The organism is Fictibacillus terranigra, assembly GCF_030412265.1.
Classification (GTDB): domain Bacteria; phylum Bacillota; class Bacilli; order Bacillales; family Fictibacillaceae; genus Fictibacillus_C; species Fictibacillus_C terrinigri.
Map to the genome: position 1 here is coordinate 390,627 of NZ_JAUHLN010000004.1, position 17,249 is coordinate 407,875.

At 44.8% G+C, this 17,249-nt stretch carries 15 protein-coding genes; 10 read left to right on the plus strand and 5 right to left on the minus strand.

Going from position 1 to position 17,249, the window contains the following annotated elements; translation table 11 throughout:
- The first annotated feature begins 8 nt into the window (after positions 1-8).
- Positions 9-920 (plus strand): ABC transporter permease, encoded by a 912-nt coding sequence (locus QYF49_RS19980; RefSeq protein ID WP_290401343.1) that lies wholly within the window; start codon positions 9-11, stop codon positions 918-920.
- Between the two features lie 45 nt (positions 921-965).
- Here QYF49_RS19980 and QYF49_RS19985 read toward each other — a convergent pair whose 3' ends face one another.
- The 3 genes from QYF49_RS19985 to QYF49_RS19995 all read right to left on the minus strand — a co-directional run bounded on the left by QYF49_RS19985 (position 966) and on the right by QYF49_RS19995 (position 8,218).
- The gene (locus QYF49_RS19985) at positions 966-2,042 is read right to left on the minus strand and encodes an FUSC family protein (RefSeq protein ID WP_290401344.1); all 1,077 of its coding nucleotides are present in this window, start codon (positions 2,040-2,042) and stop codon (positions 966-968) included.
- Between the two features lie 149 nt (positions 2,043-2,191).
- Positions 2,192-6,652 carry a glutamate synthase-related protein gene (locus QYF49_RS19990; protein ID WP_290401345.1) on the minus strand — a complete coding sequence of 1,487 codons (4,461 nt, stop codon included), beginning with the start codon at positions 6,650-6,652 and terminating at the stop codon, positions 2,192-2,194.
- A 270-nt stretch (positions 6,653-6,922) separates the two neighbouring features.
- Complete coding sequence (locus QYF49_RS19995; RefSeq protein WP_290401346.1) at positions 6,923-8,218, minus strand: glutamate-1-semialdehyde 2,1-aminomutase; 1,296 nt, start codon at positions 8,216-8,218, stop codon at positions 6,923-6,925.
- Positions 8,219-8,395: 177 nt separating this feature from the next.
- Here QYF49_RS19995 and QYF49_RS20000 point away from each other — a divergent pair, with 177 nt between their 5' ends.
- From QYF49_RS20000 to bcp, 6 genes are all read left to right on the plus strand, one after another.
- The gene (locus QYF49_RS20000) at positions 8,396-9,412 is read left to right on the plus strand and encodes an ABC transporter ATP-binding protein (RefSeq protein WP_290401347.1); all 1,017 of its coding nucleotides are present in this window, start codon (positions 8,396-8,398) and stop codon (positions 9,410-9,412) included.
- Positions 9,405-10,196, plus strand: a complete 792-nt coding sequence (locus QYF49_RS20005) for an ABC transporter permease (protein ID WP_290401348.1) — start codon at positions 9,405-9,407, stop codon at positions 10,194-10,196. Before QYF49_RS20000 ends, QYF49_RS20005 begins: the two co-directional genes overlap by 8 nt.
- Before the next feature lie 3 nt (positions 10,197-10,199).
- The gene (locus QYF49_RS20010; protein WP_290401349.1) at positions 10,200-10,985 is read left to right on the plus strand and encodes an ABC transporter permease; all 786 of its coding nucleotides are present in this window, start codon (positions 10,200-10,202) and stop codon (positions 10,983-10,985) included.
- Positions 10,986-11,214: 229 nt separating this feature from the next.
- Positions 11,215-12,372, plus strand: coding sequence for a S8 family peptidase (locus tag QYF49_RS20015; RefSeq protein WP_290401350.1), 1,158 nt, complete (start codon positions 11,215-11,217; stop codon positions 12,370-12,372).
- 122 nt (positions 12,373-12,494) lie between these two features.
- Entirely contained in the window at positions 12,495-12,917 is a 423-nt protein-coding gene (locus QYF49_RS20020) for a potassium channel family protein (protein WP_290401351.1), read from the plus strand.
- A 59-nt stretch (positions 12,918-12,976) separates the two neighbouring features.
- Positions 12,977-13,447: a thioredoxin-dependent thiol peroxidase gene (gene bcp / locus QYF49_RS20025; protein ID WP_290401352.1), complete on the plus strand. Its 471-nt coding sequence runs from the start codon at positions 12,977-12,979 to the stop codon at positions 13,445-13,447.
- A 38-nt stretch (positions 13,448-13,485) separates the two neighbouring features.
- Here bcp and QYF49_RS20030 read toward each other — a convergent pair whose 3' ends face one another.
- Positions 13,486-13,665 (minus strand): H-type small acid-soluble spore protein, encoded by a 180-nt coding sequence (locus tag QYF49_RS20030; protein WP_290401353.1) that lies wholly within the window; start codon positions 13,663-13,665, stop codon positions 13,486-13,488.
- Between the two features lie 151 nt (positions 13,666-13,816).
- On the opposite strand from QYF49_RS20030, the gene QYF49_RS20035 reads away from it, so the two are divergent.
- Positions 13,817-14,926, plus strand: a complete 1,110-nt coding sequence (locus tag QYF49_RS20035) for an aminopeptidase (RefSeq protein WP_290401354.1) — start codon at positions 13,817-13,819, stop codon at positions 14,924-14,926.
- A 284-nt stretch (positions 14,927-15,210) separates the two neighbouring features.
- Complete coding sequence (gene perR, locus QYF49_RS20040) at positions 15,211-15,645, plus strand: peroxide-responsive transcriptional repressor PerR (protein ID WP_290401355.1); 435 nt, start codon at positions 15,211-15,213, stop codon at positions 15,643-15,645.
- A 31-nt stretch (positions 15,646-15,676) separates the two neighbouring features.
- Here the strand turns inward: perR and QYF49_RS20045 are convergent, their stop codons facing one another.
- Positions 15,677-16,045 (minus strand): YgzB family protein, encoded by a 369-nt coding sequence (locus tag QYF49_RS20045; protein WP_290401356.1) that lies wholly within the window; start codon positions 16,043-16,045, stop codon positions 15,677-15,679.
- A 108-nt stretch (positions 16,046-16,153) separates the two neighbouring features.
- Here QYF49_RS20045 and QYF49_RS20050 point away from each other — a divergent pair, with 108 nt between their 5' ends.
- Entirely contained in the window at positions 16,154-17,020 is an 867-nt protein-coding gene (locus QYF49_RS20050; protein ID WP_290401357.1) for a nucleotidyltransferase-like protein, read from the plus strand.
- The last annotated feature ends 229 nt before the right edge of the window (positions 17,021-17,249 follow it).

Below are 17,249 nucleotides of genomic sequence, written 5' to 3' on the forward strand. Positions count from 1 at the left end.
AGTTTATTATGGCTGAATTAGCAAGAACTACACCACCGTTATCAAACCCGCCCGCAGTGGAGCAAGGTGACGACAAAGTCATCTCTCCCTGGAAAGATGCGTGGCGTTCTTTCAAGAAGAATAAATTAGCGATGGTTGGACTCGGAATTGTTATTTTCTTCATCCTAATCGCCATTCTGGCTCCGGTTTTGGCGCCATACAGTTTTTCGGACCAGCGCCTGGCGGACAAGCATCTGGCGCCGTCTGGTGAGCATTGGTTTGGAACGGATGAATTCGGACGCGATATTTTTACCAGGGTACTATACGGAGCACGGATCTCATTGTGGGTCGGTTTCGTTTCTGTAGCTGGTTCCGTTATTGTTGGCTCTGCACTTGGAATCATCGCAGGTTACTATGGCAAGGTGATCGATGGGATCATCTCAAGAATCTTTGATATCCTGCTGGCATTTCCCAGCATACTTCTCGCTATTGCGGTTGTTTCTGTATTGGGGCCATCCTTAAGAAATGCGCTTATAGCGATTGCCATCATCAATGTACCGATATTTGGACGTCTTGTACGTTCCAGGGTTCTGAGTGTGAAGGAAGAGGAGTACATTACAGCGGCTAAAGCGATCGGTATGAAGGATTCCAGGATATTGATCCACCATGTGCTCCCAAACAGCATGGCGCCTATCATCGTTCAAGGCACTTTGGCGGTCGCAACCGCAATCATTGAGGCAGCGGCCCTCGGATTCTTAGGTCTTGGAGCACAGCCTCCTACACCTGAATGGGGGAAGATGCTTGCGGACTCCAGGGACTTTATTATACAGGCACCGTGGACCGTCATCTTCCCGGGGATAGCGATAATGCTTACTGTACTAGGTTTTAACCTGATGGGTGATGGCCTTCGTGACGCTCTTGATCCTAGAATGAAAAACTAATAGGAAAAAGCCTGACATGAAAATGTCAGGCCTTTTTATTGAAAACTAATCTGGTTTTTCTTCTTTTATCGTTAGCTCGTTGTCGTCCATATGATGGTTCTTAAAACTTTCAACAAGGCGATTCAAGTGTTCCAGCTGGTCACTGTAATCAATGATCAAGGCGAAAACAGGAAACAGCTGCATCCATTGGTCATCGTCAGGAGTCGTATAATAGCTCATGAACGACTTCATTAATGAACTCTTATTCTCACAGAGCTCGTCAAGCATGCCTACAGAATGCTGGGAACGAATTTTTCCTGTATATTTCAGCAGGATCTGTTCATGATAGTTGGTCAGGCAGTCAAGCTGTTCAGTAATCAGCTGCTGAAGGTCTTCGGGCATGCAGAGCATTTCATTCTCATGGCGATGAAGACTTCTAAGAAGTTCAAGAGATTTTTTCGTCGTAAAAATCATCTGGCGGTAGAGTACCAGTTTCCGGCCTTTCGTAAACTGATTGTTTTTAAAATAAGTGCGGTCTTCTCTGTATAATAGATAAAGCTGATCCATTTTAATGCTGTCTTCCTTCATCGTTCCGATATCATCTTTTATGGCGGAATAATCTGAGGCATGACGGATGATCATACGAATCCATTTGATGATGTCGTCTGTCAGATTAGCGATGCTGAAGTAAAGCTTGGTTTCATGTTTTGGCGGCATAAAGATCAGGTTTACGAGAAAAGCAGATACGACGCCGAGCATGATGAGTAAAAAACGCCCCATCGCAAACGATACAAAATTCGGTGTCTGGCTTTCCATAATGACGATAACCGTCACAATCGCAAGGGGGATGGTCTTTTCATTTTTCATCTTTAAATTGACTGCAATGACGATAATGACGACAAAACCGATGACAAACGGGTTGTTCCCCAGCAGAAGTACAGAGACGATGGCAAAAAAAGCACCGATTATATTCCCCTGGGCTTGTTCAATAATGGTTTGATAAGATCTGTATATGGATGGCTGTATCGCAAATGTGGCTGCGATCGCAGCGAAGACAGGCGTGCTCAGGTGAAAGAACATGGCTAGATAAATCGCCATGGTGATGGCTAATCCCGTTTTTATCATTCGGGCTCCAAATTTCATCTTAAATAGGTTTTCCCTTCTATAAGTAAGATAATAATCTTGACAACTATACAATGATTCCCTCTAATAATCAAGTATTCATTTATATTAAAAATATGAACGAAAAAAAAGATCTCTATAACAGAGATCTTTTCTAAACGTAAGGCGTTTTATTCTGTAGAAACATCAGGATCCGCCTGTTCTTTTACAGGAATGACCTGAACGAAGTGCTCAAGCGGATGCTCCATGAGATATTTAATTTCAGCGGCTTCTTCAAACTGCTCGGATTTTACAAGTGCCGCTGTATATTTGGACAGCAGTTCGTTGATGTCTTCAGCGCCTTTAAAGCCTATCGGTTCCAATGAAACTTTGGCTCCTTTTGCAATTCTTGTCTTCAATACTTCTATCGTGAGTCCCATCTCCGGCTGCAGGCGGAGATAGACGACGCCCCCAGTCATCCCGGCACAGATCCATGGGCCGGGATCACCAAGTACGATCCCTCTCCCATTGGTCATATATTCAAAGGCAAATCCTTTTATATTAGCATTTGTACCGATATTGCCCCTGTTGGAAATGACGGGAGCAGCAAGCTTGCCGCCGATGACGAGGTCTGCTCCTGATAAACGGATGCCGGCTCTTGCATCAGCATTCCCCTGAATCATAAAGAGTCCTTTTTGAGCCCCATAAGCGAATCCCTTTCCAACAGAACCATTGTAATACTGGCCGTTTTTCGCTTTTGATTTTAGGACGGTGATGGATCCGCCGAATGCGGTTTTTGCCAGGCCATCCTGTGCTCCGCCATCTACTTTGATTTTAATCCCTTTTGAAGTGTATGCCCCTAGACCGTTTCCAGGGATCGAGCCATTTTTAAAATGGAGGTGGATATCCGGCTGTTTCCCGGTTCGGCGTGAACGAGTCTTATGTCCGGAAACGCGGCTTCCCAAGACACGCTGTTCAGCCGTGACAAACTGAAAGTCTCTTGAATGAGAGAGCTGGGCGACATCCTCATCCAAATATTCTGCACCGGCTGCCATTGTGACCGCAGCCAGGAGCGATTCCTGCACATGCGGCATCGGGATGACCTCTTCTACACTCGATTTTTCCAGCAAGGCAGAGAGATCCAGCTGATCAAAGCCGCGGTTCTGCACGAGCAGGTCGGAACGTCCGACAAGTTCCTGTGCAGATGTAAATCCAAGAGAGGCCGTTAGCTGCCGCAGTTCATCACCAAATGCGGAAAACATTCTGACAAGGCCTTGGACAGCAGGATCAAAGAGCCTTGGAACAAACCTGCGGAGTCCATGGTCTTTTGCTTTTTGCTCGGTATCAATCTGAGTGGCAATCCCTACATGGCAGGTGTCCAGGTGGCAGCCGCGGCATGTCGTACAGCCGATCGCCACCATGGAAAGTGTGCCGAACCCAATACGGTTTGCTCCTAAAAGCATCATCTTCACGGCATCGAGCGCACTGCGGATTCCTCCGTCAGCCCAAATCTCCACTTTATGCCTTAATCCAGCTTCAAGCAGTGCTGTATGGGCGGCTTTCACTCCGATCTCGGCAGGCAATCCAACATGTTGAAGAGCGTGCACCCTGGCTGCTCCTGTACCGCCATCAAAGCCGCTCAGCGTAATGATATCTGCCCCCGCTTTCGCGATGCCGACGGAGATGGTGCCGATGTTAGGAACAACAGGTACTTTAACCGATACTTTTGCCTGGTCGTTGGCCGTCTTCAGTTCTGTGATCATTTGTGCGAGATCTTCAATTGAGTAAATATCATGGTTGTTGGAAGGCGAGATCAGGTCTGATCCGACGGTAGCATTACGGGCCTCTGCAATTTTATCGGTAACCTTCGAACCAGGGAGATGGCCACCCTCACCAGGCTTAGCCCCCTGGCCGATTTTAATTTCCAATAAGTTGGAAGAATTCAGCAGTTCAATGTTTACACCAAAGCGTCCGGACGCAATTTGCTGTCCTCGCGTCTTGGGATATTTACCGATCATGTCTTTAATTTCCCCGCCCTCGCCGTTTAGGCTGATCATATTCAGTACGTCAGCCGCTTCAGCATAGGCACGGAATGCAGTCTCGTTCTGTGAACCGAAAGACATGGAGCTGATGATGAAAGGAAGACTATGATCTTTTACACCGATATCAACATGAGCAGGATTAACCGGCGTTTCAGAAGAAGCCAGGTCAGTCAGATGACGGATGGCGATCGGATTACTCTTCTCCTGGTCTTTCAGTTTCTCTGCATAGGTTCTGTAATCGGACTTCCCGCTGGCGATATCGCCGATCGATTTCCATATTCTTGGGAAGAGCCGGAAGCTTTTGCTTGCCCTTGCATCATTTTGTCTGAACACTTCATTTCTTGCGATACTGTCTTCTTTTAATTTGGAAAAATTATATCCTAGCGATTCTGAGCCGAAGAAGTTTACGATATTCAATGTTTCCGCAATTTCGCTGCTCAGCCCGATGCTTGAAAAGAGACGGTCATAGCCTCTTAGTTCATGGATCCCGATGGTGGAGATTACTTTCTCAAGCCCTTTGTTTAAGGCTTCAAACAACTTGGCTGCAGGGATCAGGTTTCCAGGCTCGGCAACAGTCTCAAACAGGAGATATGGACTGACAGCATCAGCACCAAGGCCAACAGCAAGAATGATATCATGCAGCGAACGGATGGCAGCCGATCTGAGGACCAATGAAACACTGCGTCTCAGATACTTCTTTCTAAGGCTTTGATCCACCGCCGACAAAACGAGGTGAGGATCCAGCCAAAGATGCTTTCTGTGCGCCTGGTTGTCGTCCAGAATGATGACTGCAGCTCCATTTTCTGTGGCTTCTGCTGCTTCAGCAGAAAGCCGGGTTAAGGCTTCTTCTACGGTCTCACTTGCGAGCATGACCGTGTGGAGGACATATTTTTCGCTTCTCGCTTCAAAGTAAGCTGCCACTTGCTCATAAGAAGGATGGTTGAATTGCTCCGACAGGTTTTTCCCATCGATCCCTTCAACGAGCAGCGGGGTCAGCAGTTCAATGGTTTTTAGTTCCTTTTCTTTTTTAAAGAGGGAAGGGCGCTTCCCCAGAACAGTCCGGGTTGAAAAATGCTCAGTCTCTCTATCTCTGTCAATGGCAGGGTTGGTAACAACGGCCACACTTTCTTTAATAAAATCAGCAATATTCTGGCGTTCAGGATGAAGAGCCGCCAGTGGTGAATCGTGACCAAGCGATTGAATCGGTTCGACTCCTTTTTCCGCCATCTGTTCAAGCTGATGAATCTGTTCACGGTCCCAGCCATAGGCGGCATACCACCCGTTGTGCTTTTTCAGCGGAGCACGCACTTGCCCTGTCTCAAGAGAAGGAGTTTCCAATCGGTGTCTGGCCCCGTCAACGCAGATTCTTGCCTGCATCTTTTGATAGACCTGCTCTTGGTAATCGTTGTGATTGTAATAAGCAAGGCTGCCGTCATATTCACGTTTCAATCCGACCTTTTCACCGGGAGCAAAGCTTTTCGGCTCTGCTGTAAAATCATGGTTGGACAGAATTCCTTGCTCAGAGGAGAAGTAGAGGGATGTTTCGGTTTCAAGCTGCCAGATTGGACGGAGTCCAAGTGCATCCACACTGAATACCGCTTCGTTCCCGAATCTTGAGATGATTCCTGCTGGCCCTTGAGCATAGTGCCCCCAAGCCTCTCGAATATAGGTATACAAATCCTTCAAGTGAGATGGATAACCTTTAATTTCATGAATGATGGGAGGGAACAGTACGTCCATTGCTTCGAACAAAGAAAATCCTTCACGAAGAATTAAGGTTTCGATCACCCGGTTTAGATCCTGTGAATCACTTCCTCCGTCAGTAACCGGTATTCCGATAATCTCCGCTTCTTCACGGAGCTTGGCAATCGTATTCAATTCGCCGTTATGTCCGAGAACGCTGAACGGCTGAACTCTGAAAAAGGTCGATAATGTATTGGTAGAATAGCGGTTGTGCCCTAACGTCACGGTTGATGCGATAAGCGGATGGGTCAGGTCTTCATAGTAGGCTGGAAGCGTTTCGCCTGAGCCCATCACTTTATAGACAGCATGATGATTGCTGAGAGAGGCTACATGGACTGAAGGCGACGTTTCGATATCAATCAGCAGGTGGTACAATGTCCGGTCAAGCTCCTCATGATTCCTTTTCGGAAGAAGCGCCGCCTGCCAGAAGACAGGCTCTTCACCGCGGGCGATTGGGCCTAAAGCGGCAGAATTCGTCACATTTGTTGTTTCATATAACAGCTCAAGATGGTGTTTATCAAACCACGCTTTAACCGTTTCCATTTCCGCGGCGCTGTCGGCTTTTTTGTCGATGAAGAAATGGCCGACAACAAAGTGCTCAGAATCCACAGCGGAACAAGGAAGGCTTTTACTTGTCAGCTTTTCTTTCCAAAGAAGGCGGGGGATATCAATGTTTATCCCGATCCCGTCTCCTTCATTTTCGATGAAGCCCGCCCTATGGTTCATGGTAATTAGTGCATGAATGGCGTCATCCACGTTTTTCTTGGTGGCCACATTTTCTTTCTCGATTACGGATACGATTCCACAGCTGTCAAACTCCTGCTTGCGATAATCTTTAAACAAAGCAGGGCTCCATGAATTACTCATCTGAAAGCCTCCCTTACTCCAATTATTTATAAGACATAAAAAAACCAAATCGCGAGAAATGGTTTTATCTCTTTACCGATGTGATGTTTTAAAGAAATTAGCAATATATTTAAATAGTATCATCGTTAGAATAGTCAGTCAATTATTTTTATTCAACTTGATGCATAAGGAGTGAGGCTGGGGAAGAGGATATGCAGGACTGACGAATAAGTAAGCGCTTACATCAAGAGGTAAAAAAACAGAGTGTCCTATGCACTCTGTTTAATAAACTTACATAGAAGTGATTTTCTTAAACGAACGTTCAACTGCTTCAAGCGTTTCATTAATGTCATTTACGCTATGCGCGGTCGTGAGGAACATGGCTTCATATTTAGACGGTGCGAGGTTGATACCTTCGGCGAGCATGGCTTTAAAGTACTTTCCGAACCGCTCGCCATCCGTATTTTCCGCCTGTTCGTAGTTCACGATCCTCTCATCCGTAAAGTAGACGGTAAGCGCCCCTTTTAGGCGGTTGATCGTAATAGGAACACCATAGGCTTTGGCGTGCTTGAGAATTCCATCTTCCAGCATTTTGCCGAGTTCATCCATTCTTTCATATACGCCTTCTTCTTGAAGAACTTCAAGGCACGCGATGCCTGCAGAGATGGAAGCCGGGTTTCCAGCCATCGTTCCCGCCTGATATGCAGGTCCTAATGGCGCTACTTTTTCCATAATATCTTTCCTGCCGCCGTATGCACCGATCGGAAGACCGCCGCCAATGATTTTTCCAAGGGCAGTCATATCCGGTTTTACGTTAAGAAGATCTTGGGCCCCGCCGTACATAAAACGGAAAGCTGTGATAACTTCATCGTAGATGACAAGAGCGCCTGCCTTATGAGTCAAGTCATTTACTGCTTCCAAAAAGCCCTCTTTCGGTTCAACGATACCGAAGTTCCCGACGATCGGTTCAACGAGAACCGCGGCAATCTGGTCACCCCAGCGGTCTAACGCCTCACGATAAGAATCAATATCATTAAACGGAACTGTAATAACCTCTTGAGCGATACTTTTTGGTACGCCTGCGGAATCTGGTGTACCGAGTGTTGACGGGCCAGAACCTGCAGCTACGAGCACAAGGTCTGAATGGCCATGATAACAGCCGGCAAACTTAATGATTTTGTCTCGCCCCGTATAAGCGCGGGCTACTCGGATCGTCGTCATGACGGCTTCCGTACCGGAGTTGACAAACCTTACCTTTTCCATAGCAGGCATGGCTTCCTTCAGCATTTTAGCAAATTTTACTTCAAGGCTCGTGGGTGTACCGTAGAGCACACCGTTTTCCGCTGCTTCCGTAATCGCTTTTGTAATATGCGGATGTGCGTGGCCGGTTATGATGGGCCCGTAAGCTGCCAAGTAATCGATGTAGCGGTTGCCGTCCACATCCCAAAAGTAGGCTCCCTGTGCCCTCTCCATGAATACTGGCGCCCCGCCGCCCACTGCCTTAAAAGAGCGGGAAGGGCTGTTCACACCGCCGACAATATGTTCTTGAGCTTCTTTATATAATAACTCTGACTGTTGATGATTCATTGCAATCCTCCTTATGAAATTCCTCATATATTGTAGCATGTTTTTGGAGTGGATGAAGGACGATGCACTTAGGCAGGCTAAATAGATTGAGGTACAGAGAGACTTAGGATAAACTAGTTCATGCTGGTGAAAAACTGGTGCCTGGCACCATGAAGAAAGTTTCGGAGGAGAAACAAAATGGACTATATTATAGATGTAAAAGATTTGCGCAAAGAATTCACGTCCCACTCCAGCCGTTCGGGGCTTAAAGGTGCATTTCGTGATCTTTTTACAAGAAACTACACCATTAAGACAGCGGTGGACGATATTTCTCTGCAGATCCGCAAAGGCGAAATGGTTGGCTACATCGGGGAGAACGGCGCCGGTAAGTCTACGACCATTAAAATGCTGACAGGCATCCTGACTCCTACTTCAGGAGAAGTCAGGGTAAATGGAATGAACCCGCATAAAGACCGAGAGAAATTTGTGCGAAGCATCGGGGTGGTGTTCGGCCAGAGGTCTCAGTTATGGTGGGATATTGCCGTTCAGGAATCCTTCCGTCTGCTGAAGAAGGTTTATAATGTACCGGATGAATTTTACAATACGCATATGGCGGATGTGATAAAAACGCTGGCAATTGAGCCGCTGCTTGATAAGCCGGTGAGGAAGCTGTCTTTAGGGCAGCGGATGAGGTGTGAACTTGCAGCAGCCCTGATCCACAACCCGCCGCTGCTGTTCCTCGACGAACCTACCATTGGGCTGGATGTTCTGGTGAAGCTGAAGATCCGTGAGTTTTTAAAAGAAATTAATGCAAAATACGGTACGACCATTCTACTAACTACCCATGATTTATCAGACATCGAAGCGCTGTGTGAACGGGTTATCATGCTCGATGAAGGTAAAATCATCTATGATGGCGCCCTTCAGCAGCTTCGTGAAAACTGGGGAGAGGGCAAGCAGATTCAATTCCTTTTCACTGAAGATGTATTTATGAATGAACTTCAGGAATTAACGAAGGAACACCTTGTTGTGTGGGAGCAGGGCACCAACGCCAGTACTTGGACGGCGAGTGTGGAAAATGATGAAGAAATCATTTCCGCGGTGATCGGCAAGGTAGTTGCTGCAAAGAGAATTGCAGATTTAAAGATTGTAGAGATTACGACAGAAGAAATTATTCGCAATATTTACGAAGAGGGAGCAGTCCGGAATGGGTAAATATTTAGAAATGATCCGCATCCGCTTCTTGATGATGCTGGCCTACCGGACAAACTATTACAGCGGTATTCTGATCTATAGCATCAATATCGGAGCGTACTACTTTTTGTGGAGTGCAATCTATGGGGACAAACCATCGATCCAGCACCTCTCTATTGTCCAGATGACAACATACATCGCAGTCGCCTGGATGGCAAGGGCCTTCTACTTTAATAATATCGACCGGGAGATTGCCCTTGAGATCAAGGAAGGAAAAGTAGCCATCGAAATGATCCGGCCTTATAACTACCTTAGCATGAAAATGATGCAGGGCTTGGGAGAAGGCATATTCAGGATTCTCTTTTTCTCAGTACCTGGCATGGTCATCGTCTATTTTATCTTTCCGATCCAGTTTACTAGCCATCCGGCTACATGGCTGTATTTCCTGGTATCTATTATTTTAAGCTTCGTTATAAATACGCAGATCAATTTGCTGACAGGAATTGCAACCTTCTTCCTATTTAATAATGATGGCTTGATCCGGGCGAAGCGTGTCGTAATCGATCTGTTCTCCGGGCTTATCCTTCCGATCAGCTTCTTTCCCGGCTGGGCACAAAGTATTATGGGCTATCTGCCGTTTCAGGGAATCAGTTATATCCCGAGCATGATCTTTACGGAAGGATTCCAGGGAAGTGGAGTCATCCACGGGCTGTTGAATCAGGCGCTGTGGTGCGTCGTTCTCTTTATACCGATACAGGTGCTGTGGGCAACAGCTAAACGTCAGCTCATCGTGCAAGGAGGGTAAAGGATGTCCTATTTTTCTATCTTTTTTCAATATGCAGGCCAATATTTAAAAACAAGGCTGACCTATCGTGCAGATATGGCCGTTGAAATATTTTCGGACTTGCTCTTTCAGGCAGTGAACCTTATTTTTATCCTCGTAGTGTTCGGCCACACCAGTCTGCTTAAGGGCTGGAGCAAAGATGAGATGGTCTTTATCTATGGCTTCTTTCTTGTCCCATTTGCCATTTTCGGTGCTTTCTTTAACATTTGGGATTTCACGGACCGCTATATCGTGAAAGGGGAGATGGACAGAATCCTGACACGGCCGATCCATAGCCTTTTTCAGATTATCCTAGAACGGATGGAGCTTGAATCATTGTTTGGGGTCGTTACTGGCCTGGCCATTATGTTTTATGCGGGGAACAATCTAGGATTAAGCTTGCATTGGTATGATCCGTTTATTTTTCTCATTCTGGTCGCAGGCGGTGCCCTCGTATATGCAGGAATCTTTGTAACCCTGGCGAGCATCGGGTTCTGGTCGGACAGCAGAACGGATATTATGCCGATGATGTACAACATCGGAAACTACGGCCGTTACCCGGTAGACATTTATAATCGGATCATTCGTTATGTTCTTACGTGGATCCTGCCTTTTGCTTTCGTCGGCGTATATCCAGCAGCGTATTTTCTTGGCAGGGAAGAGTGGTACATTTACGCCTTTATCACACCATTGATCGGCGTGATCTTTTTTGCCATCTCTGTTTTTTTATGGAATATAGGTGTAACCAAATATCGAGGCGCAGGAAATTAGTATGGCAAGCGACACCCGAAATGGGTGTCTGTTTTTTTGGGGCAGCTGAAGTAGTAAGAAAGTTATATGATTTACAAGGCAGCAAAATAGTTACTTAAACTTATTAAAGTTAAGATTGTGAAATTATTGGTATATAGTGTTCATTTTTGGTTGAAATTGTAAAATTTTCTTTATTTTCTGCTAATTTGGCCCTATGCTAAAGGTATCTTACAAAAAGGAGTGATCGATTTTGATCAAAAAAATTATGGCAGTTGCCGTAACACTACCCATTGTAATTTCTTTAGCAACACCTGTACAGGCAGCGCAAAAAACAGCTGTGAAAGCAGAAGTAGCACCGAATGAAATTATTGTAAAATTCAAAGATGGCGTCCCAGCCGCCAAGACTAAGGCTATACATGCACAATCAGACGCCAAGCTTGTTCAAAAAGACAAAGAATTCCAAGTAGTTAAAGTAAAAGACGGGGATGTAAAAGGAGCAATTAAAGCGTACGAGAAAAATAAAAACGTTGAATATGCGGAGCCGAACTATACATACAAGGCAACTTATACACCTAATGACACGTATTTTGCTTCCTATCAGTATGCACCTCAAAAAGTGGGTGCCCAGTCAGCTTGGGATGTCACACGTGGATCTTCATCTGTAAAAGTAGCAATCGTGGATACAGGTGTTGATTATAATCACCCAGATTTGGCTGGCAAAGTTGTTAAGGGGTATGACTATGTAGATAATGATTCCGATCCGATGGACTTGAACGAACATGGCACTCACTGCGCAGGAATTGCTGCAGCTGCGACCAATAACAGCCGCGGTATTGCCGGGATGGCGCCTAACGTTTCTGTCTTGGCCGTGCGAGTTCTTGACGCAAACGGAAGCGGTTCGTTAGATGATGTTGCAAGTGGTATTCGTTATGCTGCCGATCAAGGAGCTAAAGTTATTTCTTTGAGCCTTGGAGGGCCAAGCTCTGCTACAACCCTTCAAAATGCTGTAAATTATGCGGCGGGCAAGGGATCCGTAGTCGTTGCTGCAGCAGGTAACGAAAGCACTTCCGCACCAAGCTACCCTGGTTATTATTCTGCTGCGATTGCTGTAGCGGCAACCGACCAAAACGACAGGCTGGCTTCTTTTTCTAACTATGGATCATGGGTAGACGTGGCAGCTCCGGGTGTGAGTATTCTATCTACGGTGCCAGGAGGTAACTATGCTTACCTTTCTGGAACCTCAATGGCTACACCTCTTGTTGCAGGTGTAGCCGGATTGCTTTCCTCACAAGGAAAAAGTGCATCTCAGATCCGTGCCGCGATCGAAAATACGGCAGACAAGATTTCCGGAACGGGAACTTATTTCTCTAAAGGCCGTGTGAATGCAGCAAATGCTGTAAGATACTAATCATAAGAAAAAGGCTTAAAAACAAATTGTTTTTAGCCTTTTTTTTATTTACTATCAGTCCCAGTAACCTGTCCTATTCGTTGAACACGGCGCATACACTGCTATCAGAGGCGGTGGGGAAGATGATTTATCTTGCGATGCTTTTTTTATCGGGGATTGTTGTATTTAAAAGTCTTCAATCCCTTTTTTCTCACCCGGTCATGAAGCATCAGCTCATGTCCTTAAATCACCTTTTCGTGCTCGTCATCGTTTACGTAACCATCATCCTTGGATTTGGGCTTATGTATACTTCGCTGCTTCTCATGGATATGCATGTTCTCATGAAGCACGGAGAAGTAATTGGGCATCGCCATTTTTTTCAGGTCATTGATGATGCTATGTATTTCAGTTCGATGACGATGCTTTCTGTAGGATATGGGGACTTGACTCCGATGGGGGCAGGCCGATGGCTGTCAATTGTAGAAGCACTGATCGGATACTTGCTTCCTGCTGCATTTGTCCTAAATTCAGTGATTGACAGGGAAACAGCATCAAAAAAGTTGTAGGAACGCCTGGAATTGGTTACCCTCTTTATATAGATCAACGTTAAGCAGGAGGGATATCCATGGCAGTTACAGAACAAGAAAAAGCACCGGATTTTACATTGCTGGCAAGTAATGGACAACATGTTAAGCTATCCGATTTTCAAGGGAAGAATGTGGTGTTGTATTTTTACCCTAAAGATATGACCCCGGGATGCACGACTCAAGCTTGTGATTTTAGGGACAAACATGATGAATTTAAGGATTTGAATGCTGTGATTATTGGAATAAGTACAGATCCGATGGCCAGACACGAAAAATTTATTGATAAATACGGCCTGCCGTTCTTGCTTCTGGCAGACGAAGAGCATGAGGCAGCAGAGCTTTTCGGTGTTTGGAAACTAAAGAAGAACTTCGGAAAAGAATACATGGGGATCGAGCGGTCGACTTTCATTCTTGATAAAGAAGGAAAAGTTGTAAAAGCGTTCAGAAAAGTGAAAGTGAAGGATCATATTGATGAAGTTCTTTCTTATATAAGAGAAAACCTGTCATAAAGAGAAGGGCGATGCTTATATAAGCATCGCCCTTTATCTTAATGTTCCTGCAGGTCGCTTACCGGAACTTCCATGTCATGGCTGGGTTCATCGTTGGGATGAACCCACGCGGTTTGGTTTGCTGAATTGATGGATTCAATCCATACAGGCTTACCGAAATACAGCACTTCAATTTCGCTTGGTGATGAAATAATCTGTTTTGCCCGATCTACGTTCATAGTAACAAGCCCCTTTGATTTTTTTCTAATAGTATGGGCAGATCAACCGGGTATATACTACCGCGTTAATTACGGGCATCAGGAAGGCTTTAATGATAAGATGGAATTGTTGGAATTTTTTAAAGATACATAGGAATAGGGGAGATTTACAATGTTGGACGAAAGAGTTGTCACTCTTGCCAAAACGCTATTGCACCATTCGGTTGAATTGAAAAAAGGAGAGCGTGTGCTCATTACATCGCCTCTCACTGCCAGGCCCTTAATTAAAGCTCTTATAAATGAAGCCTACGCATTGGGTGCTTACCCGTACGTAAACATATACGATGACGAAATCAATCGTTATTTAATTACGGGCTATGAAGCGGAACAGCTTGAAACGTCAATGGGTTGGGACTTGAAAAGGGCAAAAGAGGTTGATGCTTATATTTCGATTTCTAGTTCAGAGAATGATTCCGAGCTTTCAGAAGTCCCTGCTGACAAGTTTCGTCTTCGTGGAGAGTATTTTAAACCCGTGCAAAAAGTCATTATTAATGACCTCAGATGGGTGCTTTTGAATTATCCTACCAAGGGGCTTGCTCAAAAAGCTAAAATGAGCTATGAGGCGTTTGAAAACTTCCTATTGGATGTCTGCAATGTCGACTACAAGAAAATGGAAGAGGCGCAGCAGCCATTAAAAGAACTCATGGAACGCACGGACAAAGTAAGAATTACTGGACCTGGCACCGACTTGTCCTTCTCTATTAAAGAAATCCCTGCTGTAAAATGCGCGGGTGAAAACAATATTCCGGACGGAGAAGTATTCACAGCTCCAGTCAAGGATAGTGTCAATGGTACAATTACATATAATACACCTTGTCCGTACCGCGGAACCATCTTTAATAACGTAAGCATGACTTTTAAAGACGGCAAAATTGTTGAAGCGGCCGCTGACAACACAGAAAAGCTCAACGAAATCTTTGATACCGATGATGGGGCACGCTATGTCGGCGAGTTTGCAATCGGCGTCAATCCAATGATCCAGCATCCGATGGGGGATATCCTGTTTGATGAAAAGATTTGCGGAAGCATTCATTTTACACCGGGTGAAGCCTATGAGGAAGCCGACAACGGAAACCGATCCTCCGTACACTGGGATATGGTTCTCATCCAGCGTCCGGAATATGGCGGCGGCGAACTTTACTTTGACGATGTTTTGATCAGAAAAGACGGATTGTTTGTAATTCCTGAACTTGAAGGCTTAAATCCTGAGAATTTAAAATAGGGAACACACATCAAGGCGTCTGACTATACCGCATGAAATGATTTGCATAGAATTTAGTAATAACTCTTCCAATCAAAGTGCGGGATTCTCTCCCGCACTTTTTCTATGCCGCCGGGAATACGAAACAAGACAGAGAAGCAAAATAATAAGTAAAAAGACCTGGTTTCTTATGTTATTCCTTGTCCTTAAACAGGGCTATCGATTGACAAAAGCAGGTATTTCAAGATACACTAATTATAAATATTATAATATAATAATTTCTTTTGAGAGTGAGGTGCATGACGATGTCTGAAGTACGCATAAATGAAGCCATTGATACATTAAAGCAGTCTGGAGTCCGCATAACTCCTCAGCGTCATGCGATTCTGGAACACTTAATACAGTCTATGACACATCCAACAGCAGATGAAATATACAAATCCCTAGAAGGCAAATTTCCTAACATGAGTGTGGCTACGGTTTATAACAACCTCAGAGTATTTAAAGAGGTCGGGCTCGTTAAAGAATTGACGTATGGAGATGCATCCAGCCGCTTTGACTGTGTAACGACAAAACATTACCATATTATTTGCGAGGGCTGCGGCAAAATTGTCGACTTCCACTATCCTGGCCTGGATGAGGTCGAGACACTTGCAGAATCCGTTACGGGATTTGACGTTGGACATCATCGCATGGAAATCTACGGTACTTGCCCGGAATGTAAAAATAAAAAACATTAAAATAAGCTGAACCAGCTTTGACTGGATCAGCTTATTTTTTTGCGGCCCTCTTCATGGCGCGTCTAGAATTATATTTCTCATCAAATTCGAGGCCCTCAAGATCTTTATCGAGGGTAAGCGGCTGATTACATGACATGCAAGCATCAGCACGGCCTAAAACTTTAGTTACTTTGCCGCAATGGGGGCATACCACTTGAACCGCGTTCGTGGAGATCATACCAATCCAAAAATAAACTCCGGCACTTGCGAGGGTTGCAAGAAATCCGATTAGCATAAATAATGACATTAGTATAAAATGGCTTCTGAAAAATATGCCTGCATACATAATGATGATGCCAATAAACACAAGACTTAGAGCAAACGTGCGTATTTTATTGATCTTGCTCGTATATTTTATCATGGTTGTCCCTCCTAAATTACAGTATACAAGGACTTGGAAAAAAAGAAAGGATTTTCAGCGCCTGCGTTGAAATGTATGGAGACCGAAATTAGAACGGGAGTTGAAGGCATGGAAGACGTGTTACGCCCTCTTTACCAGGAAAGGGCAAGTAACGAAAACACACTTGGAGTTCTTTTGATCGAAAAAAATAAACCGTTTAGTCCCTTAACGGATAATTTTGACTGCATCTTATTTATCATCGTTACTCACGCAGATAAACCTTGGAGTGTTAAACATTATGAGTTCGATGACAAGATTGCCGCTTTACATATTGTTGCGGAAGAGAGGCTCAATGAATGGCTTCTTCTCGGCTCCAACCGCCGAGTGGTTGATTGGGTCATCAATGGAAAGGTATTGTTTAACCGGAATGAATATATTACGGAATTAAGAGACAGGCTTGATAAATTTCCGGTTCCTGAGCGCTCTAAAAAAATTACCATTGAATTTGCAAAACTGCTTCGCCGCTTTTCAGATGGAAAAGAACTGTTTCACAAAGGCCAGCATCTAGATTCCTTCAATCATATTCTCCATGCTCTCCATCACCTGGCAAGGCTGGCTGTTATCGAGCGGGGATTCCATCCGGAAATAACAGTGTGGAATCAGGTAAAGGTCATTGAGCCGCAAATCTACAAATTATATGAAGAGCTCATTACCGGTAATGAATCGATCGATAAACGGATTGAACTTCTATTGATCGCCAGCGAATTTTCCATCAGCTCCAAAACAAAGCTAGGGGCCGGCCACTTATTAAACGTGTTCGAAGAGCAACAAGAGTGGACAGTGGCTGAACTGATGGAACACCGAGAGATCTCGGATTACTCCATTGACCTCGGAATCCTGCTTGAACACCTGATTGAAAAGGGGATCGTGGATGTGATCCGCCAGCAAACTAAAGGAAAGAACTTGTTCCATCGCCACTATACGACGAATAAATAAAAAAGAATTAAACTTTTTTCTAAAAAGCTGTTGACCTCTTTCTTGCTATCGTGTTATAGTACTACTTGTCGCTGAAACGACGCGGCAAACAAAAAGAAACACAAACAAAAAAGAGGTTGACACCTTACACCAAAGATGTTATCCTAAGAAAGTCGCCAAAACGAGCGGCGTTCGACAAAATGTTCTTTGAAAACCAAACAAAAGCCAGGTAAGTCAGGGATTTTACAAT